This window comes from Superficieibacter sp. (assembly GCF_032071645.1).
Classification (GTDB): Bacteria; Pseudomonadota; Gammaproteobacteria; order Enterobacterales; family Enterobacteriaceae; genus Superficieibacter.
In genome coordinates this window covers 462209-483381 of sequence record NZ_DAMAPU010000002.1, presented here as the reverse complement: position 1 = coordinate 483381, position 21173 = coordinate 462209, and the positions used below count along the sequence as shown (strand labels likewise).

Genomic DNA, 21173 nt, shown 5'->3' with positions numbered 1-21173 from the left:
TCTTTTTCCACACAATCCCTGTGTTAAACTGCGGCTTATCATGTGGCATCAGGAATAAATAATGGCAACAATGCTGGATGTCTCACTACGCGCCGGGGTGTCGAAAGCGACGGTTTCCCGCGTACTGAACGGCACAGGTCAGGTGAAAGAGAGCACCCGTCAGCAGGTTTTTAAGGCGATGGAAGAACTGGGCTACCGGCCCAATTTTCTTGCCCGCTCGCTGGCTAACCGTACCAGTAACAGCATTGGCCTGGTGGTCTCTACCTTTGACGGCTTCTACTTTGGTCGTCTGCTTCAGCAGGCGGCGCGGCAGACAGAATCTTACGGTAAACAACTGATTGTGACCGACGGTCATGACACGCCGGAGTGCGAAGAGCAGGCGATACAAATGCTGGCGGACCGCCACTGTGACGCCATCGTTCTCTATACCCGCTTTATGAGTGAAAAAACGATGATGTCGCTGATCCAGTCGCTGCCGATGCCGCTGGTGATTGTAAACCGCGACGTCAGCCAGGCGCGTGAGCGCTGCGTTTTCTTCGAGCAGCAGGACGCGGCGTTTCAGGCGGTGGATTTTCTCATCGCCCAGGGCCACCACGATATCGCCTGTATTACCGCGCCGATCCATACGCCGACCGGCAAAGCAAGGCTGATGGGGTATCGTAAAGCGCTGGAAAAACACGGTATTCCGCTTGATAAAGCGAAGATCAAATACGGTGATTCAGGCATGACCGGCGGCTACGAGCTAAGCCGGGAACTGCTGGCGGAAGGCGTCAGGTTCAGCGCGCTGTTCGCCTGTAACGACGATATGGCCCTCGGCGCGTCGAAGGCGTTGCACCAGGCGGGGCTGCGTATTCCGCAGGATGTGTCCCTGTTTGGCTTCGACGATGCCCCCAGTGCCCGCTGGCTGGAGCCGGGGCTGTCGACCGTGTATTTACCCATCGACACGATGATAGCCACGGCGATTGATCAGGCGATGAAACTGGTCAGCGGCGAACCGCCGGAGCCGATCCCGCCGTTTACCGGCAAGCTGGTGCTGCGCGATTCGGTCACGACGGGGCCGTACTTCAATTCAAAGTAATTCCAGCGCCAGTAATTCTTCAATGGTCTGGCGGCGGCGAATCAGCCGTGCGCGACCGCCATCAAACAGTACTTCCGGTAGCAGCGGGCGGCTGTTGTAGTTGGACGACATCGACGCGCCGTAAGCACCGGTATCATGCAGCACCAGATAATCTCCCGGCACCACGGCAGGCAGCGCGCGGGTTCCCACTTTGCCCCCTTCCTGCTGGGTGAAGACATCGCCGGATTCACACAGCGGCCCGGCAATCACCGTTTCCAGCGTCGGCGCAGCGCTGAGATCGCGCCCGTCCGCCGCCAGCGCGCTGATGTGGTGATAGCTGCCGTACATCGCCGGGCGCATTAAATCGTTAAAGCCCGCGTCAATCAGCACAAAGTGGCGGGCCCCCATCGCTTTGACGCTGCGCACCTGCGCCACCAGCACGCCGGATTCCGCCACCAGAAAACGTCCCGGCTCGATTTCCAGCTTAACGTGATGCCCAAGATGGCGGGCGATTTGCTGACGGGCGGCATCCCACAGGCCAAAATAGTGATCGGTATCGATGGTTTCATCGCCTTCGTGATACGGAATCGATAAACCGCCGCCTGCGGAGATGGCTTGCAGATCCTGCCCGGAGTCGATCACCAGTTGCACCATCGCGCCGCAAACCTGCGCCAGATGGCCGTAGTCCACCCCGGAGCCAATGTGCATATGAATGCCGATGAGTTTCAGGCCGTGGCGCTCAAGGGTTGCCAGCGCCGCAGGCAGATCGCCATACCAGATGCCGTGCTTGCTGTTTTCGCCGCCGGTATTGGTTTTCTGACTGTGACCGTGACCGAAGCCAGGATTGACCCGCAGCCAGACGCGATGCCCCGGCGAAACCTGTCCCAGTTGTTCCAGCATATCCACCGACCCGGCGTTAACCGGGATCTGCAATTCACGCACCCGCGCAAGCGTCGCGCTGTCGATGAGATCGGCGGTGAACACCACGTCGTCCGGGTGCGCCTGTGGATCGTATCCTGCCGCCAGCGCACGCTCGATTTCACCCAGCGAAACGGAATCCACCTTCACGCCCTGCTCGCGCATCAGACGCAGAATATGAATATTCGAGCAGGCTTTCTGCGCAAAGCGCACAACGTCAAAATGGCTTAACAGCGCGATCTGGCGGCGAATGATTTGCGCGTCATAGACCCAGACCGGGCAGCCGAATTCGGCGGGGAGGCGTAACAGGTTTTCAGCGTTGAGGTCGCTGTCGGTGGTATGCAACGAGCGTGGCATAAAGAACTCCATTAATCATGCTTTTCAGCATTACGCCACAGGTCAGAGCGAATAAAAAATATCGTTTTATCGTGAGTCTATGCAAAAATGATATGGATTATTCATTCGACCGGAGCCTGTATGCCCGCCGTTAATTTGCGCCATATCGAAATTTTTCACGCGGTCATGACCACCGGCAACGTCACCGGGGCCGCGCAGATCCTGCACACCTCCCAGCCGACCGTCAGCCGCGAGCTGGCCCGCTTTGAGAAAGTGCTGGGGTTAAAGCTGTTTGAACGCGCGCGCGGCAGGCTGCATCCGACGGTGCAGGGGCTGCGGCTGTTTGAGGAAGTTCAGCGCTCCTGGTACGGGCTGGACCGCATCGTCAGCGCGGCGGAGAGCCTGCGCGAGTTTCGTCAGGGCGAGCTGTCGGTGGTCTGCCTGCCGGTATTTTCCCAGTCGTTTCTGCCGCTGCTGCTGCAACCATTTCTGGCGCGCTACCCGGAAGTCAGTCTGAATATTGTGCCGCAGGAGTCGCCACTGCTGGAAGAGTGGCTGTCCGCGCAGCGTCATGATTTGGGACTGACCGAAACCCTGCATACGCCAGCGGGCACCGAGCGCACGCCGCTGCTGACGCTGAATGAAGTGTGCGTGCTGCCGCAGGATCACCCGCTGGCCGCCCGTGAAATGCTGACGCCCGCTGATTTCCACGGCGAGAATTACATCAGCCTGTCGCGCACGGACAGCTATCGGCAGTTGCTGGATGCATTATTCAGCGAGCATCAGGTGAAACGGCGGATGGTGGTCGAGACGCACAGCGCGGCGTCGATTTGCGCGCTGGTGCGGGCGGGCGCAGGCATTTCAGTGGTTAATCCGCTGACCGCACTTGATTATGCCAGCAGCGGCGTGGCGGTGCGACGGTTCAGCGTGGCGGTGCCGTTTACCGTCAGTCTGATCCGCCCGCTGCATCGCCCGGTTTCAGCGCTGGTAGAGGCGTTTACCCATCATCTTCAGGCCAGCCTGCCGGGGATTACCGCGCCGCTGGAGGCGATGCTTAAGAGAGCATAAAATCCACTGCGTCTGCGGCGTGAATGGCGGTGGTATCAAAGACCGCCAACGGGCTGCGTTCTACCGGCACCAGCAGGCCGATTTCGGTACAGCCGAAAATGACGCCTTCCACGCCCTGCTCCGCCAGGCTTTCGATGATCTGGACATACTCATCGCGCGCGCTGTCGGTGAAGACGCCGAGGCACAGTTCGTCGAAAATAATCTGGTTAATGCGCTGGCGATCGTCGGCTGGCGGAATGACGGTTTCAATGCCGAACTGCTGCGCCAGTCGCCCGCGATAAAAATCCTGCTCCATCGTATAGCGCGTGCCGAGCAGCGCCACCCGGCTTTTGCACTGTTTCACAATGGCTCGCCCGGTCGCGTCGGCAATGTGCAGGAACGGCACCGCCAGGCGTGATTCGATCTGTTCTGCCACTTTGTGCATCGTGTTGGTACACAGCACAATGCCTTCTGCGCCAGCCTGCTGCAATCCCAGCGCCGCCTGCGCCAGTATTTCTCCGGCTTTATCCCATTCGCCGCTGGCCTGGCACGCTTCGATCTCGTGAAAATCAACGCTGTGCAACAGCAGGCTGGCGGAGTGCAAACCGCCCAGACGCTGCTTCACGCCCTCGTTGAGTAACCGATAATAAGGAATGGTTGATTCCCAGCTCATGCCGCCCAGCAAACCCAGCGTTTTCATCCTGTCATCCTTTTGTAGGCAAAACGCCAGTAAAACAAAGTTGCGATCGGCTTGCTACTGCTTTTTCTTGCTCCTGCTGCGCTAGATTAAAGGAAACTAAAGAGCCGGGAGACGCTTTTCACCCACGGCGGTGTCAGCCTGATATCATCTCTACGGAAAATTTATTTCTTGCCACAATTTCCCGACGCGGATTTTTATTCGTTAATACCGTAACGCCATTCCGCATTTTTCGCCCTTATTAACATACCTGAATGTTTTTATGTATAATTCTTTCATTATTCTGAAATTATCTTTCCGCTTTTACCGCAAGAAGAAATGTTCATAATCTCTACGCGCATCACTATTTGGAAATAACATTCCGACTTTGATCACATTTTCACCATCAAACAGATCGCGCCTGACAAAATACCCATAAAATCCACTGAAACCGCTTTTCAATTATGAATAAAGGCATTCAACATGTTGAATTTTATCACTAAATAACTTGTATGGTAACATATCACTATAAAAACCACTTTAATGTTAATTTATTTATACATTTAACCCATTAAATACACGGTATTAAATAAGAAACTTAACATTTCATCACCAGGAAGATAAGCATGAATGAAAACAGGCTGCTGGGGCTGGCATGGATATCACCCTATATCATCGGACTCATTATCTTCACCGCGTTCCCCTTTGTTTCCTCTTTTATACTCAGCTTTACTGAGTATGACCTGATGAGTCCTCCGGTCTTTAACGGCATTGAAAATTATCGTTATATGCTGAACGACGATATGCTGTTCTGGAAATCAATGGGCGTGACCTTTGCCTATGTCTTTTTAACCATTCCTCTTAAGCTGGCCTTCGCGTTAGGCATCGCGTTTGTGCTCAATTTTAAACTGCGCGGGATCGGCTTTTTCCGTACCGCTTACTATATTCCGTCGATTCTCGGCAGTTCGGTCGCCATCGCCGTATTATGGCGCGCGCTGTTTGCCATCGATGGTTTGCTGAATAATTTTTGCAGCCTGGTTGGTATGGACCCGATCAACTGGCTGGGCGAACCACCGCTGGCTCTGCTGTCGGTCACGCTGCTTTCGGTCTGGCAGTTCGGCTCATCAATGGTGATTTTCCTCGCGGCGCTGCAAAACGTTCCGCAGTCACAATATGAAGCGGCGATGATCGACGGTGCCAGCAAATGGCAGATGTTTACCCGGGTCACTATTCCGCTGATCACGCCGGTGATTTTCTTTAATTTCATTATGCAGACCAGCGGCACCTTCCAGGAATTTACCGGCCCTTACGTCATCACCGGCGGCGGCCCGACCTATTACACCTATCTGTTCTCACTCTATATCTACGACACCGCGTTCAAATATTTCGATATGGGCTACGGCGCAGCGCTGGCGTGGATATTGTTCCTGGTGGTGGCGGTCTTTGCCTCCGTCGCCTGTAAAACGTCGAAATACTGGGTGTTTTATTCCGCTGATAAGGGAGGCAAAAATGGCTGATATACAACTTAATACGTCGACGATGAGCGACGCGCAGCGGGAAGTGGCACGCACGCTGCGCCGCCAGAAGATCAACGCTGGCGTGCGTTACGCCATTCTGTTGTTCATCGGCCTGCTGATGCTCTATCCGCTGGCATGGATGTTCTCGGCGGCGTTTAAACCGAATCACGAGATCTTCACCACTCTGAGTCTGTGGCCCGCCAACGCGACGTGGGATGGCTTTATTAACGGCTGGAAAACCGGCACCGAATACACATTCGGTCACTATATGCTGAACACGCTGAAGTATGTGATCCCGAAAGTGATCCTGACGATTATCTCCTCCACCCTCGTGGCGTATGGTTTTGCCCGTTTTGAAATTCCGTGGAAAAAATTTTGGTTTTCCACGCTCATCGCCACCATGCTGCTGCCGGGCACCGTGCTGCTGATCCCGCAGTACCTGATGTTCCGTGAAATGGGAATGCTGAACAGCTATCTGCCGCTGTACCTGCCGACCGCTTTTGCCACCCAGGGTTTCTTCGTGTTCATGCTGATCCAGTTTTTGCGCGGCGTGCCGCGCGATATGGAAGAGGCGGCGCAGATTGACGGCTGCAACTCTGCTCAGGTGCTGTGGTACGTGGTGGTGCCGATTCTGCGACCGGCGATTATTTCCGTGGCGTTGTTCCAGTTCATGTGGTCGATGAATGACTTTATCGGGCCGCTGATTTACGTCTACAGCGTGGATAAATACCCCATCGCACTGGCGCTGAAAATGTCCATCGACGTTACCGAAGGCGCGCCGTGGAATGAAATTCTGGCGATGGCAAGTATTGCCATTCTGCCGTCCATTATTGTTTTCTTCCTGGCGCAGCGCTACTTCGTACAGGGCGTTACCAGCAGCGGGATTAAGGGCTAAAAGGGAAATATCATGGCTGAAGTGATTTTTAATAAGCTGGAAAAGGTCTACTCCAACGGTTTCAAAGCGGTACATGGTATCGATCTTCACATCGCCGATGGAGAATTTATGGTGATTGTCGGGCCGTCAGGCTGCGCGAAATCAACCACTCTGCGAATGTTGGCGGGGCTGGAGAGCGTCAGCGGCGGTGAGATCCGTATCGGCGAGAAAATCGTGAATAATCTCGCGCCGAAAGCGCGCGGCATCGCGATGGTGTTTCAGAATTACGCGCTCTATCCGCATATGACGGTGCGCGAAAACCTGGCGTTTGGCCTGAAGCTCGGCAAGATGCCGAAGGCGGAAATGACCAGCCTGGTGAATGAAGTGGCGAAAATTCTCGAGCTGGAGGAACTGCTCGACCGGCTGCCGCGTCAGCTTTCCGGCGGTCAGGCCCAGCGCGTGGCGGTCGGCCGGGCGATTGTGAAAAAACCGGACGTGTTTCTGTTTGATGAACCGCTGTCGAATCTGGATGCCAAACTGCGTGCGTCGATGCGCATCCGCATTTCTGATTTGCATAAGCAGCTCAAACGTTCCGGGAAACCGGCGACGACCGTGTATGTCACCCACGATCAAACCGAAGCAATGACCATGGGCGACCGGATTTGCGTGATGAAGCTGGGGCACATTATGCAGGTGGATACACCCGATAATCTGTATCACTTCCCGAAAAATATGTTTGTCGCCGGGTTTATTGGCGCGCCGGAGATGAATATCAAACCGGCTAACATCGTCAGGAAAGAAGACGGCCTGCATGTGACGGTAGGTGATGACACGCTGCCGCTGAACGCGCAGCAGCAGGAGAAGGTCGCCAGCTATGTGGGGAGTGAGGTGTTTTTCGGTATTCGCCCGGAATATGTCGCAGTATCCGCCGAGCCGTTCACCGATTCCTGCGGCAAAGGGACGCTGGTGCGCATCGAGAATATGGGCCACGAATTTTTCCTTTATTTGCAGGTGGGGGAGTATGAACTGACGGCGCGTATTCCGTCCGATGACGCAAAGCCGATACTGGCGCTGGGGCTGAACGGGCAGGTGTATTTCAGGTTCGAGATGAGCCGGTGCCATATTTTTGATGCGGATACGGAGCAGAATATTTCGCTGTAAAGGGGCTTCAGGGTTGTTGCTCCCCCTCACCCCGACCCTCTCCCTTAGGGAGAGGGAGAAAACCGCCGCCGGACGTCATCCCGCACTCGGACAGTTCCCTCTCCCTTTGGGAGAGGGCGGCACCGTACCGGCAATTCCCCCTCTCCCCGACCCTCTCCCTAAGGGAGAGGGAGAAAACCGCCGCCGGGTGTCACCCCGCACTCGGACAGTTCCCTCTCCCGCGGGAGAGAGAGAAAACCGCCGCCGGACGTCACCCCGCACTCGAACAGTTCCCTCTCCCTTTAGAGGGCGGCACCGTACCGGCAATTCCCCCTCACCCCGACCCTCTCCCTTAGGGAGAGGGAGAAAACTGACGCCGGACGTCACCCCGCACTCGGACAGTTCCCTCTCCCGCGGGAGAAGGCGGCACCGTACCGGCAATTCCCCCTCATCCCAGCCCTCTCCCGCGGGAGAGGGAGAAAACCGCCGCCGGACATCACCCCGCACTCGGTCAGTTCCCTCTCCCGCGGGAGAGGGAGAAAACCGCCGCCGGACGGCACCCCGCACTCGGACAGTTCCCTCTCCCTTAGGGAGAGGGTTAGGGTGAGGGGGAAAACGCGCCCTCTCAGCCACATATTTACTCTCTCCTTTGCGGGAGAAACTCATATCCCAACGCTACTCAGCACCCGATATCCCACCGTTTCTCCCCGGCCTCAGAGGGCGTTCGATATGCTCCAGCGTGACGTATTCGTCTGCGGACGAAAAAAAACCTGCCGGGCGGCAGGTTTTTCTAAGCAACGAGCAGAGCTATTAACGCGCCAGCCAGCCGCCGTCGACCGCAATGGTATAGCCGTTAATGTAATCCGATGCGCCGGATGCCAGGAAGACGATCGGCCCCATCAGATCGCTCGGCAGACCCCAGCGGCCAGCCGGGATACGATCGAGGATTTCGGCGCTGCGCTGTTCATCCGCACGCAGTTGCTGGGTGTTATTGGTCGCCATGTAACCCGGTGCGATAGCGTTCACATTGATATTGTGCTTCGCCCATTCGTTCGCCATCAGGCGGGTAATGCCCATTACGCCGCTTTTCGAGGCGGTGTAGGAAGGCACGCGAATGCCGCCCTGGAAGGAAAGCATAGAGGCGATGTTGATAATTTTGCCGCCGTTACCCTGGGCGATAAAGTGTTTCGCCGCCGCCTGGGACATAAAGAATACGCTCTTGATGTTCAGGTTCATCACGTCATCCCAGTCTTTTTCGCTGAAGTCGATCGCGTCTTCACGGCGGATCAGCCCGGCGTTATTCACCAGAATATCAATATGCCCAAACTCGCCGACCGCACGTTCCAGCAGCGCCGGGATACCGTCGATCTGGCGCAGGTCGGCGGTGAGGCTGAGAAAACGGCGGCCCAGCGCGGTGACGCGCTCGATGGTTTCGGTCGGCTCGACGATATTGATGCCGACGATATCACATCCGGCTTCCGCCAGACCCAGCGCCATCCCCTGCCCCAGACCGGTATCGCAACCCGATACCACCGCAACTTTACCTTGAAGAGAAAATGCATCCAGAATCATTTTGTGTTCCTTAATCTTTCAGCGCCTGTCACGACAGGCATGGGTTTTAATGATGCCGATCGCGCCTAGCGCAGATCTTTAACGGCTACGTGGTCCATGTCATCAAAGACCTGGTTCTCGCCCACCATCCCCCAGATGAAGGTGTAGGCTTTGGTCCCGACGCCTGAGTGAATAGACCAGCTCGGTGAAATCACCGCCTGCTCGTTTTGCATCACAATATGGCGCGTCTCCTGCGGCTGTCCCATCATGTGGAATACGCAGGTGTCTTCGTCCATATTGAAATAGAAATACACTTCCATCCGGCGCTCATGGGTATGGCACGGCATGGTGTTCCACAGATTGCCCGGCGCCAGTTCGGTCAGGCCCATGCTGAGCTGGCACGTTTCCAGCACGTCCGGGATGAAGTATTTATTGATGGTGCGGCGGTTGCTGGTGAGGTTATCTCCCAGCGTGACCGGGGAAACGTCCGCTGGCGTCACTTTTTTGGTCGGATACGCCGTGTGCGCCGGGGCGCAGTTGTAGTAGAACTTCGCCGGTTTGCTGGCATCAATGCTGGCGAAAACCACTTCTTTCGCGCCTTTGCCGACGTACAGCGCGTCGCGATGGCCGATTTCATGGCAGGTGCCGTCAACGGTAATCGTGCCGGGGCCGCCAATATTGATCACCCCCAACTCGCGGCGCTCCAGAAAATAGCTGACGCCAAGCTGTTTGCCTACTTCACCGCCCACGGAGACCGTTTTAGTGACCGGCATAATTCCGCCCACGATGATACGGTCGATGTGGCTGTAAACCATTGTGTATTCATCGGCTACAAATACTTTTTCAATCAAAAATTCACCGCGCAGCCCCTGGGTATCAAGGCTTTTGGCATGCGCGCTGTGGATACTTTGTCTGACGTCCACATCAACCTCCAAAGAAAAATGCGTCTGCGATAACGTTACGAAAGCGAAATCCAGTTCCGCTCTGTCGATAGGGTCATCTTATCCCGCCTGAAACAGGTTTTCAATTATGAATAAAACGATGTTTCAATTTTTTTGCATTAAAATGGTGAAAATGCAGAGGGGATCACGAATGGGGCAGAAATGCGCACGGAAGTTCCTGATAAAAATGATAAATTACAAAACGTTAAATGCATCTTTGAAAAAGATCGCACAACGGATAAAAAACGGCATGAAATTAAAGATGGTGGTATCAACAGGCATTGGATAAAAGGGGATGGCAGGGTTTTGGCGGGAAATGGGCGAAGCGTCACACAATATGAAACATTGTTTTGATAAATTGCGTTCATGTTTTCAAAGCAGGACACACCATCCCCTGAATGAAGACGACATCCTCCTGAATAACTATTTCTGTAACTGGCCTTTGCCCTCTTTGCTGAGGGCTTTTTTTATGGCGGCGAGTCCCGCTCAATCGCCAGCGCCACGCCTTGCCCGCCGCCAATACACAGCGTTGCCACGCCCCGGCGGGACTGGCGCTTGATCATCTCATGCACCAGCGACACCAGAATGCGGCATCCCGACGCGCCGATGGGATGGCCCAGGGCGATAGCGCCACCGTTGACGTTGACCCGGCTGGCGTCCCACTCCAGCATCTTACCGACGGAAATCGCCTGCGCGGCAAAGGCTTCGTTTACCTCCAGCAAATCGACGTCTTCCAGCGCCCAGCCCGCTCTTTCCAGACAGCGGCGGGTGGCGTACACCGGGGCAATCCCCATCAGGGCCGGATCGACCCCGACACTGGCAAAAGCCCGGATACGCGCCAGAACAGGCAGATTCAGCGCCTGCGCTTTCGCTTCACTCATCATCATTACGGCCGCCGCGCCGTCGTTAATCGACGAGGCGTTGCCTGCGGTGACGGAACCGGCGCGGTCAAACGCCGGGACCAGTTGGGCGAGATTTTCCGCGCTGGCATCGGTGCGCGGCTGTTCATCGGTATCGACAATCTGGCTGACGCCATCCGCGCGCACGGTAGCCACCGGGACGATTTCGTCTTTAAAGCGCCCGGAATCAATAGCCAGACGCGCTTTATGCTGTGAGCTTAACGCCCAGTCATCCTGAAGTTCGCGGCTGATGCCGTATTCACGCGCCAGATTTTCCGCCGTCACGCCCATGTGATAATCGTTAAACGCGTCCCACAGGCCGTCATGCACCAGGCTGTCGATAAGCTGGCTGTTGCCTAATTGCGCCCCGGTCCGACTGTCGGTTAAAACGTGCGGCGCGCGGCTCATGTTTTCCTGGCCTCCGGCAATCACTACGTCGGCCTCGCCACACTGAATGGCCTGGGTTGCCAGATGCAGCGCCTTCAGCCCGGAGCCGCAGACGTCATTAATGGTAATGGCGGAGATCGTATTCGGCAGGCCACCGTTCAGCGCCGACTGGCGGGCCGGATTTTGCCCCGCCCCGGCGGTCAGCACCTGGCCGAAAATCACTTCATCCACCATATGCGGCTGAAGGCCGGTGCGTTCGACCAGCGCTTTAACTACCGTGCTGCCCAGATCTACAGCGGTAAGACGCGACAGCGCGCCCTGGAAACAGCCGATAGGCGTGCGCACGGCGCCGACGATGACAACCTCTTTCATGACTACCTCTGCGAAAATAACCCTCGCTATAGTAGTGCATTGTTATTTTCACTTTTCTTAATTGTTTAAAATAAGTGAGATTTATCACAATAGATTGTTACATAAATGCAAATCATCGTCAGAATCGCCTTAACCGGCCCCTGTCAATACGCCCGACCGGGGCAAATTTATGGTAAATTGCGCTCCTTTTTATTGATTATCTGGTATTAAAATTTAACTGATGTCGAAAATTTGGTCGAAAGAAGAGACTCTCTGGAGTTTTGCTCTGTACGGGACGGCCGTGGGTGCCGGAACGCTTTTTCTTCCCATCCAACTGGGGTCGGCAGGCGCAATCGTGCTGCTGTTAACGGCGCTGGTGGCTTATCCTCTGACTTACTGGCCGCACAAAGCCCTGTGCCAGTTTATTCTCTCCGCGCCGACGCCCGCCGGAGAAGGCATTACCGGCGCGGTGACTCACTATTACGGCAAAAAAGTCGGCAATCTGATCACCAGCCTCTATTTCGTCGCTTTTTTCGTGGTCGTGCTGATCTATGCGGTGGCGATCACCAATTCGGTGAGCGAACAGATTGCTAAATACCGCGAGATCACCGCTAACATTCGGATGCTGGTCAGCCTGGGCGTGGTCATCGTACTGAACCTGATTTTTCTGATGGGCCGCCATGCGACTATCCGGGTGATGGGTCTGCTGGTCTTTCCGCTGATTGCCTATTTTCTGTTTCTTTCGCTGTACCTGACCGCCAGCTGGCAGCCCGCTTACCTGACCAGCCAGATGGCGTTTGATGGCCATACGCTGCATCAGGTCTGGCTTTCAATCCCCGTGATGGTTTTTGCTTTTAGCCATACGCCAATTATTTCCACGTTTGCCGTAGACAGACGCGAAAAATATGGCGAGCAGGCCATGGGTAAATGCAAAAAAATTATGAAAGTGGCGTATCTGGTGATTTGCCTGAGCGTGATGTTCTTTGTCTTTAGCTGCCTGCTGTCCATTCCATCGGTATATATCGAGTCCGCGAAGGAGCAAGGCGTCACTATCCTTTCGGCATTGTCGATGATGACTCATGCGCCCGCCTGGCTGGCTATTTCCGGCGTCATTGTGGCGGTAGTGGCGATGTCAAAATCTTTTCTCGGCACCTATTTTGGGGTGATTGAAGGGGCGACGGAGATAGTAAAATCGGCTCTGGATTCAGTGGGGGTCAAAAAAAGCCGCTCATGGCATCGCGCGCTGTCTATTTTCCTGATATCCGTCACGACGTTTATCATCTGCTGCATCAATCCTAACGCCATTTCAATGATTTACGCGATCAGCGGCCCGTTGATTGCGATCATCCTGTTTATTATGCCGACACTTTCGACTTATCTCATTCCCGCGCTTAAACCCTGGCGCTCGCTGTCGAATCTGATTACGCTGACGGTAGGTTTACTTTGCGTTTCGGTGATGTTTTTTAGTTAAAAGCGTGAGGGAATTTTTCCCCCGGCAGCGGAATGAGGCCGGGGGGAGAAAAATAACCTTAATGAAATGACTGGCAAAGCAGCGCAATAACAATATTATTTATAATAATAACGTTTTCCGCTTTTCATTATATTGTCATATTCACCTGATTTAACTCATTTTAATAGTAAAAAGCCGCGTGAAGTTTTGTAATCAGCATAATTCACTGTATTAATTTTAAAGCGACCCGTCCATAATGGCTCACAGTCATTGGGATCCTCCAGTGGCATCCCTTTTAAGGGGGCTTCTATGAAACATCTCTCCACCGATCATATATGCACAATCACCGGAATCCATCCTGCGAATCTTTATCGCTGGCATCGTTACGGGCTAATTAGCGCTGGCGATTTCACCGAAGGCTGGAATGAAACCCAGCTTGAGGATATTCGCAACGTAAAATCACAGACCGCGCGTGGCGCTACGCTGAGCGAAATCCGTGACAGTCACCAGTCCGGCAGCCCGGTGCGTTCTTTTGGCTGGACGGCGCTTAAGGGTGAACTGCTCTGGCTGCTGGAATTTGGCTCCGACCGGGCGCTAATCCGCTATGTCAGAGGTATCGTTCGCGATTACAGCAGCGACGATATGATTAACTCCCTGCTGCGCCCGGCTAATCTCTGGCTACAGAAGGATACCCGCCAGGGTGCCTGCCGTCGCCTGCAACGTTTTCATCAATGTGTGGTTCAGCGGGCAGACACGCTGACGCGCATGTCCGGTCGCAGCGGCAATATTCCGCTTTTTCTCGAAGCGATCAGCGTGAAAGACGACAACGAGATCTGGCTGGAAGCTATCCGCCTGAGCGGACAGGGATTTTGCGTCGAAGTATCGCCCAGCGTCAGCAACGCGCCAGCTACGGTAAGTAACCGACACGAGCATCATTTAATGTGGTGCGGCGCGGGTATCAGCATTGATATGCAGCAGCATTTCAGTCATAGCATCGGTGCCGGTAAACCGGTCATGCTTTGCGGCCCGGACCGCACGGTAGTGCGCCACAGCTAAGCCTCTGGCGCAGGCATTTTCTCTTCCCGCGTTGCCACCCGCCAGCGGGAAGTTTCCCACCGCCTTGTTTAATTCTTACCCGCTGTACTAAGCTCATCATCATATGATGAAAAAAACGCCCCCCTCCGCGCCACGGCCGATTGATGAACACGGCATTATTGGCGACTTGCAGACCTGTGCGCTTGTCTCCTCTGACGGCGCGATTGATTTCTTTTGCTGGCCGAATCTGGATAGTCCTTCCCTTTTTGTCTCCCTGCTCGACGATGAGCGCGCGGGCATTTTTACCCTCGCCCCGGAAGGCGAACAGTGGCGCGCGGTGCAGTCTTACCTGCCGGACAGCAACCTGCTGCAAACCCGCTGGCTGAATGAGGGCGCGGTGGTGGAGTTGACGGATTTTATGCCGGTCAGAGAAGATCATACCGCCCTGCCCTGCATCGTTCGCCGCCTGCGAATGGCGCAGGGAGAAGCCAGCCTGACCCTGCGCTGCCGGGTGAATTTTGATTATGCCCGCGACGCCCCGGACGCCGAAATCGAGCATCAATCCGCCGTCTGGACCAGCGCGGAAGATGAAAAAATCTCCCTGCACGCCTCGGTTCCTCTGCAACAAAGCGATGGCTTTTTACATGCCACTTTCACTCTGCGCGACGGGGAAGAAGCGTTTTTTGTCCTCGGCGGTGAGGAGGTCCAGGAATGGAAAATGGCGGATATTATCCGTTTACAGCGCGATACCTTAACGTTCTGGCAGCAGTGGGTCGGTAAAAACAAATATCACGGACGCTGGCGCGACATTCTGATCCGCTCTTCGCTGGTGCTCAAAGTGCTGAGTTCACGATCTTACGGATCGATTGCCGCCGCTGCGACCTTTGGCCTGCCGGAACTGCCCGGCGGCGAGCGCAACTGGGATTACCGCGCCGCGTGGATCAGGGATTCCTCCTTTAGCTGTTATGCCCTGATCCGGCTGGGCTACATTGAAGAGGTTGCTGCTTTCGGTCGCTGGGTGCGTGGCTGCATGGAAAACAGCCGCTTCGAACCTGATAAGTTGCAGGTCATGTACCGGATGGACTGTAGTACCGACCTCGCAGAGAAAGAACTTACGCATCTGAAAGGCTACTGCAACTCGACGCCCGTCAGAATTGGTAACGATGCCTACAAGCAGCACCAGCTCGATATCTACGGCGAACTTCTGGATACGCTCTATCTGGCAACCAAATACGGTGACGGCATTCCTCATCGTGGCTGGGAGCATGTGATTAAGCTGGTCGATCATGTTTGTGATATCTGGGATACCGCTGACGCGGGGATTTGGGAGATGCGCGGTGAAGCCGAGCATTTTCTTTATTCCCGGCTGATGTGTTGGGTTGCGCTGGATCGCGCCCTGCGTCTCGGCTCCAAGCGCTCGCTTTCAATGCCGTACCAGCGCTGGGAGAGCGTGCGCCAGGCCATTCGCGAAGATATCTGGACCCATTTCTGGAATGAGGATCTCGGCCATTTTACCTCCACCCGTCACGGCACCGATCTTGATGGCTCAATGCTGCTGATGCCGCTGCTACGTTTCGTCAGCGCCAAAGATCCTGACTGGCTCTCCACGCTTGAAGCGATTAAGCAAAAACTGGTCCGTGACGGAATGGTCCGGCGCTACATTGCCAGCGAGACGCCAGCAGATTCCCTGCACGGCGAAGAAGGTTATTTTGTGGCCTGTTCATTCTGGTATATCGAATGCCTTGCCAGGGCGGACCGGCTGGAAGAGGCGCGGGAAGAGTTCGATAAAATGCTGAAATATGCCAATCACCTCGGCCTGTACGCAGAAGAGTTCGACGCCTGGGGCAGTGCGCTGGGCAATTTCCCCCAGGCACTGTCCCATCTGGCGCTAATCAGCGCCGCTTATTATCTGAATAAAAAAATGACCGGCGAAGAACAAACCTGGCAACCGTAGGGGGATAAGGTAAAGCGCTTGTCTGACTGGTAATAGCGGCACAGCATCGATCGGGAACGCGAAGGTAAACGGCTTAATTCGGAAATGAAAGGATGAGAAAATCTGGAGCGGGCGAAGGAAATCGAACAGAAACGCCCAGGAAGTCTGTATGAGTATGCGCGGAGAAATTACAACGACACAGCATCAGATAACCCGTTTCACGGTCACAACCTCGAAGCGAGGGCCAGGTTAGATTCACGGGTACGAAGACAGGCAATCTTATGTTTCCGGTGTATTCGGTGTACAGGTCGGTAACGGTTTGCTCGTAGTCCGTCCCCTGCGCTTTGCGGCCTTGTACGTCTACAGGTTTAAACTCATCTTCCCTTGCAAACCAAGGGATCTCAATAAGGTAATCTTTACCATTCTGACGTGCTGTTGTGTCGTGGCCTGGTGAATAACGGCTCTGCGGAGTGTTAAACAGGCTGTAGTTATGATCAAGAGGCTGTGTCACTGTGTGGGTCGGCCTTACGATATTTTTGGCAGATCCCAGCAAAATAGCCAGTGGTCTGATCAGTTACCTAACCGTGCACCAATACAGCCGGGAATATTATCAGCAAGAGGATGCTATCCGGTCTTGAGTCTCCGGCTTCAAATGCCGGAATGAAGAATCATGATGAACTGTATGTTCACCCTAACGGGCCTTGTAAACTGGAACGAAGAGAGACAGATCACCCACGGGGGCGGGTTGTGAAAAGTAAAGGGGCCGTTGCGGCCCCTCTGGTGTTATGCGGTTACGCTCTCACGTTCCAATCGTCCGTATACTGAACATTGCCATCAACATAACGCCAGGTGATTTTGTCGTACATCAGGGAAACAGATTCCATGTGGTTGATCTGCGAGTTCCCCGCCATTTTAGCGTTTGGCATCCCTGGGTTAATGCCTGTAACTTTCACGCCCTCAATGGTCATAACGAAGTAGCATTCCTCCTGCCCTGCGTGGTTGATGCGATACCAGCGGATCTCCGCACTTTTCAACGTCTGACCAGTGGCTACAGCTTTGTAGAGATACGGGCTGGAGCTATCAAACTCCTTTTGGTTGTGATTTTCTTCGTAATGAACCAGTAGCAAACAATCGTTAAGAGCAACTGGAAGCCCACAATCGCCGCCATAGTGAAATTCGAATACGTTTGATCGGGGAATACGGACTGGTAAGGCAGCAAGCGGAACAGCGCCCAAAACAGGAAGGTAAACCCGAAGATTTTAGCGAACCGCCGCAATGTAGAACTGGCCCACTCTCTGGGAACACCTGCTGGACTAACTTTGTGTGTCACGACACTGTACGCTGTGATAATGGCGCTCATGCCAGGTACGCTGATCAGTGTGTTGATCAGAATACTGAAATAGTCGCCTAACGATTCCCAGGCCTCTAAATCAGGCTCCCCCAAAATAAAGTGGGTAAACTTGTTAGCACTCTGGAAATCAAAAAGCCCCGTAATAGAATTAACCAACCCATCATACGGAACCACTTTTGCGACGATCAGCATAACCACAACGAACAGTGCTATCTTGATGAACAAACTAAGGGCATGTCTTGCCATTGGCGATCACCTCAATCGTACCGTATGCCTTGAGTTTTCTCATGCAAGGAACATCTATCTGCTGCGTCCGAAGTAGGGCATTACTTAACATGGCAAAATCAGAATCATGCGGAAGAGTGATACAACCTTCAGATAAAAAGCCTGGATGCAATCGGAAGTTGCCACGCTTAATACCCTCAATCCATGTGTAATCGTCGATTCCCCAATCATCCCGCCATAGTGCAAAACATTCGTTATGCCTGAATGTAGCGCCGTTAGCGACATAATTATAGATGTCCCGCATCCCTGCATTAACTTGCGATCTAAGTCCACCTTCTGGGCGGTCAACAATCCAGTATTTACCCGCTGGCACTGGCCCCTCTTTGGGGATCATTCCACATGCCCCACGGTTACGGTAAGCATCATTACCAGAAAACGCTAAGAACGTGCCAACTCCTGGAAACGATAGCGGGGAGTAGTAAGCATCGTTGATTACAAACTTTCCATGTAGAGCCATAAACCACCTGATACCCATTTATGATTTAGGGGTATGTTACAAGTTGTTCTGTAGGCTATCCAGATTAACTATCTGATTTTTAACAATAGAAGCCATAAAGCCCCATTAGTGGTACAAGCAACAAGCGTAGCGAGTTCATCAGATTGTCAGAAGGATCACACCTTATCAGGGTGCTCGTGTACCGTCAGGAGCGTGAGCGAAGCGCTGGCAGAGCCTGCATGCCGTGTGCAGGTACGTTTACCACTATTCACCCCTCGGATATTTGGGGATTGTCAGGGTAAAAACCGGGAGTGCCTCAAAATTCGTGCTTAATAGCGCAAGCAATGGCGCAGAGCATCACCTCCTTGCCTTGGTAAACACTCCATTCCCACCGATCATCTCTTCTACGTGACCGTAATCACCCCCCGGAATAATCCTAAGCAGCTAAACGGGGTGGGTTTTTAACTACTCTTTTTTTGGGAAAACTTGCAGTGCATACATGACCAATTATTGGTCGGCTTAATCCCGTATCCTGGTACACCGTTATGAACGACAGAGCGCAGGTGGTGCTTCTTATTGTCCCCTTCGTAGCATCTCGGACAGAAAGGAGTTTCATCACCTTCTTTCCAGTACAACGGCGGCTTAAATACGAACGTTGATTTATCTACCAACTGTTCTTCAAGCTGCTTTTTTTTTTGTTCAGCGTCGAAAAGCAAAGTCTGGGTAGTTATCGCTTCGATTTTGGCGTTAGCAAGTTCAACCATCAGATTAGCCAACTCAAGTTTGAGCGTTGCTTTGTCCAGTTCATCGCTGTTATTCGCCAGCTTCTGAGTGATACTCACCGCTTTATCAAGAATCCCTACTGCCGCCGCCGTGCTTGCCAATACACCTGCCATAACATCCCCTGCCTAAGATTTATTGAAGATTAACGCTCACCACTTTGCCGGATAACCTTCTGTTACGAAACGAAGTTTCGCTTAAGTCTACTACTTGTTGCGCATATGGTCATTGTTATTAAAATGACCGCTGTGATTATTTTAATAATAAGTAGAGGGACTTATGCAGCAATATACCAACGAAATAACGCCCGAAATCCGTGAATCTTATTTACAGCCGCCATACGACAAGGAACTTTTGTCCGATTGCGACAACGAAACACGGAAAGAACTTGAAGAAATTAACGAGCAGCGCTTAAGCCGTACATTAGCCCACATTTTCCGATATGTAGTCGTTAGGAGTTTGACTCGTCGCGGTGGAGTTATTCGAGATGCTTCAAGTGGTGCAACTACCGGAGGGTATCGAGTTGCTCGGGTTGGTGAAAAAGCGCGTGTTGTGCAGGGCGCATCTGCTGCACTCGTTGGCAGTATGCTCGATAATGGTGATGAGATAATTTCTACCCCTCAATCAATTAGCAAACTGGCTTTTCGTGAAGGTGACATACTCCCGGAAGGATTCCTGACCATGCCAGGGAGTAAACACTAATGGGGGTCAAAGGTTACTTTCTGTTCAGAGGTGATAAGACTGTTTGCGGCGGAAGAATCCTCGAAGGTTGTACCGATCACCAGTTTTTCGATAAAGACATGGCGTGCGAAGGTCATAAAGTTACCTGCGGCAAACATCCAGGCCATTACCGTATTTGCGGCGGGCTTAATGACGATGACATACATGGTAAAAGGATTGCCGGAACTCTGGACAGCTATAGCTCCTGCCCCTGCAAATCGAAGTTCGTTCCTTCGAATTGGGATGATTATTACGAACTGGGTGGAGAACCAACAGTAACGCACACCGATCTATCTCACCTCGTCAAGATGCCTGTGCTCCCAGGCTCGATTGCAAATCCTGAAACTGATAATTTTGCTGACACCTGCAAGCCAGAAGATAACCCGTTATTGAACGGTGTTTACATCTGGACTGAAATCAAAAACGCAGGTCACGCTTTCGTTTCGGTGCACGAGAATAACAATGTCTATCTCTACACGTATGGTCGCTATGGCAGAACCAATCGTGGAGGCTTTACGGGAGATGGTGTTCTTAACTTCCTGCAAGATGAAGACGCAAGGGTTTACTATCGTTCTGAACTCTATGAGATGGGTGCTCGTGTTTTCCGCATAGACGATGCAGACCCGGTGAAGACAAGAACGTTCTTCGAAGACCTATGGAACAGCAGTAAGCCAGCCATCCAAACATCAAAAATGCCAGAAACCACAAGGAGGAGAGGCCATACCATTGATGAGTATGACGTTACTGGCAGCAACTGCACCACACATTCAGTTGCGGCGATTAAGTTTGCTGGCTCTACGGTATTTGAGCACGGTTACACATCTACGACGACCCAACTACCTATTGAAGCCGAGGAAGATTTCACCGTTCCGGTATCGCTGCAAAGATTTCTCATCGCGAAGGGTGGAGACATATCCTCAATGCTTGTCGTTGAGATGACAGGTGTATTCAAAGAGCAATACCCTAATTCAGGTAACTTACAACCATTCCAGGAAACTCCCGGCGGGGTAGTTCAACATGTTGCTGCGGAAGGTGCAGCCACTGGCGATTCATTGTCTCCGTATTCCGGCGGCACTGTAGGTGGCATATCAGGGGGATCTTATGGCGATGACGAATAGAACTAAAACCGTTTTCCGATGGGGTGGGATTGTCATTGTATCGCTATGCTACTTTATCGCGCTGGTGCTATCTACCTTCTCTTTTTCCGCATTCAGCGAGAGTGAAAGTATGCGGTTTTCTGGCCCAATCCCATTAAAAGAGTACCAGGCTTCTATAGACTCGATCATGCAAGCCACTGATGGCGTTTTTACTGTCGCCCTGTTTGGCTTTGCGATCTGCATGCCTCTCATCCTGCTGATCTTTAAAAAGGTGAGATGATGAATAAGAAATTCTGGATCAGGTGGGGGAGTATCACACTGATCTGCATAGCGTATTACGTTATCGTGCTGTATTTCGATCTGGTCTTCGCCGTTAACTTCTCAGAAACCGT

General features: G+C 53.2%; 20 protein-coding genes and 1 pseudogene. 12 read left to right on the top strand and 9 right to left on the bottom strand.

Going from position 1 to position 21173, the window contains the following annotated elements; translation table 11 throughout:
* Positions 1 to 61 precede the first annotated feature (61 nt).
* Entirely contained in the window at positions 62 to 1078 is a 1017-nt protein-coding gene (locus RT197_RS06655; RefSeq protein WP_312948548.1) for a LacI family DNA-binding transcriptional regulator, read from the top strand.
* On the opposite strand, the gene lysA is transcribed toward RT197_RS06655, so the two are convergent.
* A complete protein-coding gene (lysA, locus tag RT197_RS06650) occupies positions 1070 to 2332 on the bottom strand; it encodes a diaminopimelate decarboxylase (protein ID WP_312948546.1) in 1263 nt (420 codons plus the stop codon). The two genes, RT197_RS06655 and lysA, sit on opposite strands and share 9 nt — an antisense overlap.
* A 120-nt stretch (positions 2333 to 2452) precedes the next feature.
* Here lysA and RT197_RS06645 point away from each other — a divergent pair, with 120 nt between their 5' ends.
* Complete coding sequence (locus RT197_RS06645; protein WP_312948544.1) at positions 2453 to 3379, top strand: LysR family transcriptional regulator; 927 nt, start codon at positions 2453 to 2455, stop codon at positions 3377 to 3379.
* Here the strand turns inward: RT197_RS06645 and RT197_RS06640 are convergent.
* Complete coding sequence (locus tag RT197_RS06640; protein ID WP_312948542.1) at positions 3366 to 4058, bottom strand: aspartate/glutamate racemase; 693 nt, start codon at positions 4056 to 4058, stop codon at positions 3366 to 3368. The genes RT197_RS06645 and RT197_RS06640 overlap by 14 nt on opposite strands.
* A 602-nt stretch (positions 4059 to 4660) precedes the next feature.
* On the opposite strand from RT197_RS06640, the gene RT197_RS06635 reads away from it, so the two are divergent.
* The 3 genes from RT197_RS06635 to RT197_RS06625 are packed head-to-tail and all read left to right on the top strand — an operon-like array spanning position 4661 to position 7586.
* Positions 4661 to 5551, top strand: coding sequence for a sugar ABC transporter permease (locus RT197_RS06635; RefSeq protein ID WP_312948540.1), 891 nt, complete (start codon positions 4661 to 4663; stop codon positions 5549 to 5551).
* Positions 5544 to 6446 (top strand): carbohydrate ABC transporter permease, encoded by a 903-nt coding sequence (locus RT197_RS06630; protein ID WP_312948538.1) that lies wholly within the window; start codon positions 5544 to 5546, stop codon positions 6444 to 6446. Before RT197_RS06635 ends, RT197_RS06630 begins: the two co-directional genes overlap by 8 nt.
* 12 nt (positions 6447 to 6458) lie before the next feature.
* Positions 6459 to 7586 (top strand): ABC transporter ATP-binding protein, encoded by a 1128-nt coding sequence (locus RT197_RS06625; RefSeq protein WP_312948536.1) that lies wholly within the window; start codon positions 6459 to 6461, stop codon positions 7584 to 7586.
* A gap of 789 nt (positions 7587 to 8375) precedes the next feature.
* On the opposite strand, the gene kduD is transcribed toward RT197_RS06625, so the two are convergent.
* Together kduD and kduI are read right to left on the bottom strand one after the other, a co-directional pair.
* Positions 8376 to 9137, bottom strand: a complete 762-nt coding sequence (gene kduD, locus RT197_RS06620) for a 2-dehydro-3-deoxy-D-gluconate 5-dehydrogenase KduD (protein WP_312948534.1) — start codon at positions 9135 to 9137, stop codon at positions 8376 to 8378.
* Between the two features lie 65 nt (positions 9138 to 9202).
* A complete protein-coding gene (kduI, locus tag RT197_RS06615) occupies positions 9203 to 10039 on the bottom strand; it encodes a 5-dehydro-4-deoxy-D-glucuronate isomerase (protein ID WP_312948532.1) in 837 nt (278 codons plus the stop codon).
* Between the two features lie 180 nt (positions 10040 to 10219).
* Here kduI and RT197_RS06610 point away from each other — a divergent pair, with 180 nt between their 5' ends.
* Positions 10220 to 10411, top strand: coding sequence for a hypothetical protein (locus RT197_RS06610; RefSeq protein ID WP_312948530.1), 192 nt, complete (start codon positions 10220 to 10222; stop codon positions 10409 to 10411).
* Between the two features lie 113 nt (positions 10412 to 10524).
* On the opposite strand, the gene RT197_RS06605 is transcribed toward RT197_RS06610, so the two are convergent.
* Complete coding sequence (locus tag RT197_RS06605; protein WP_312948529.1) at positions 10525 to 11715, bottom strand: acetyl-CoA C-acetyltransferase; 1191 nt, start codon at positions 11713 to 11715, stop codon at positions 10525 to 10527.
* A gap of 220 nt (positions 11716 to 11935) precedes the next feature.
* On the opposite strand from RT197_RS06605, the gene RT197_RS06600 reads away from it, so the two are divergent.
* The 3 genes from RT197_RS06600 (at position 11936) to RT197_RS06590 (ending at position 16133) form a co-directional block, all read left to right on the top strand.
* Complete coding sequence (locus RT197_RS06600) at positions 11936 to 13165, top strand: aromatic amino acid transport family protein (protein WP_312948528.1); 1230 nt, start codon at positions 11936 to 11938, stop codon at positions 13163 to 13165.
* Positions 13166 to 13453: 288 nt separating this feature from the next.
* A complete protein-coding gene (locus tag RT197_RS06595) occupies positions 13454 to 14200 on the top strand; it encodes a transcriptional regulator (protein ID WP_312948527.1) in 747 nt (248 codons plus the stop codon).
* 103 nt (positions 14201 to 14303) lie between these two features.
* Entirely contained in the window at positions 14304 to 16133 is a 1830-nt protein-coding gene (locus RT197_RS06590; RefSeq protein WP_409529677.1) for a glycoside hydrolase family 15 protein, read from the top strand.
* 770 nt (positions 16134 to 16903) lie between these two features.
* Here the strand turns inward: RT197_RS06590 and tssD are convergent.
* From tssD to RT197_RS06570, 4 genes and pseudogenes are all read right to left on the bottom strand, one after another.
* A pseudogene (tssD, locus tag RT197_RS06585) lies at positions 16904 to 17206 on the bottom strand (type VI secretion system tube protein TssD); the annotation flags it as partial.
* Positions 17161 to 17709: a hypothetical protein gene (locus RT197_RS06580; RefSeq protein WP_312948526.1), complete on the bottom strand. Its 549-nt coding sequence runs from the start codon at positions 17707 to 17709 to the stop codon at positions 17161 to 17163. The gene RT197_RS06580 and the pseudogene tssD, both read right to left, overlap by 46 nt.
* Positions 17690 to 18205, bottom strand: a complete 516-nt coding sequence (locus tag RT197_RS06575; RefSeq protein WP_312948524.1) for a DUF2778 domain-containing protein — start codon at positions 18203 to 18205, stop codon at positions 17690 to 17692. The genes RT197_RS06580 and RT197_RS06575 overlap by 20 nt, the downstream gene beginning before the upstream one ends.
* Positions 18206 to 18645: 440 nt before the next feature.
* Complete coding sequence (locus RT197_RS06570; RefSeq protein ID WP_312948522.1) at positions 18646 to 19080, bottom strand: hypothetical protein; 435 nt, start codon at positions 19078 to 19080, stop codon at positions 18646 to 18648.
* Between the two features lie 163 nt (positions 19081 to 19243).
* On the opposite strand from RT197_RS06570, the gene RT197_RS06565 reads away from it, so the two are divergent.
* From RT197_RS06565 to RT197_RS06555, 3 genes are read left to right on the top strand one after another with little or no spacing between them, the layout of a single operon-like run.
* Positions 19244 to 19666 (top strand): PAAR domain-containing protein, encoded by a 423-nt coding sequence (locus RT197_RS06565; RefSeq protein ID WP_312948520.1) that lies wholly within the window; start codon positions 19244 to 19246, stop codon positions 19664 to 19666.
* The gene (locus tag RT197_RS06560) at positions 19666 to 20802 is read left to right on the top strand and encodes a PAAR domain-containing protein (protein WP_312948519.1); all 1137 of its coding nucleotides are present in this window, start codon (positions 19666 to 19668) and stop codon (positions 20800 to 20802) included. The genes RT197_RS06565 and RT197_RS06560 overlap by 1 nt, the downstream gene beginning before the upstream one ends.
* Entirely contained in the window at positions 20786 to 21061 is a 276-nt protein-coding gene (locus RT197_RS06555; protein ID WP_312948517.1) for a hypothetical protein, read from the top strand. Before RT197_RS06560 ends, RT197_RS06555 begins: the two co-directional genes overlap by 17 nt.
* The last annotated feature ends 112 nt before the right edge of the window (positions 21062 to 21173 follow it).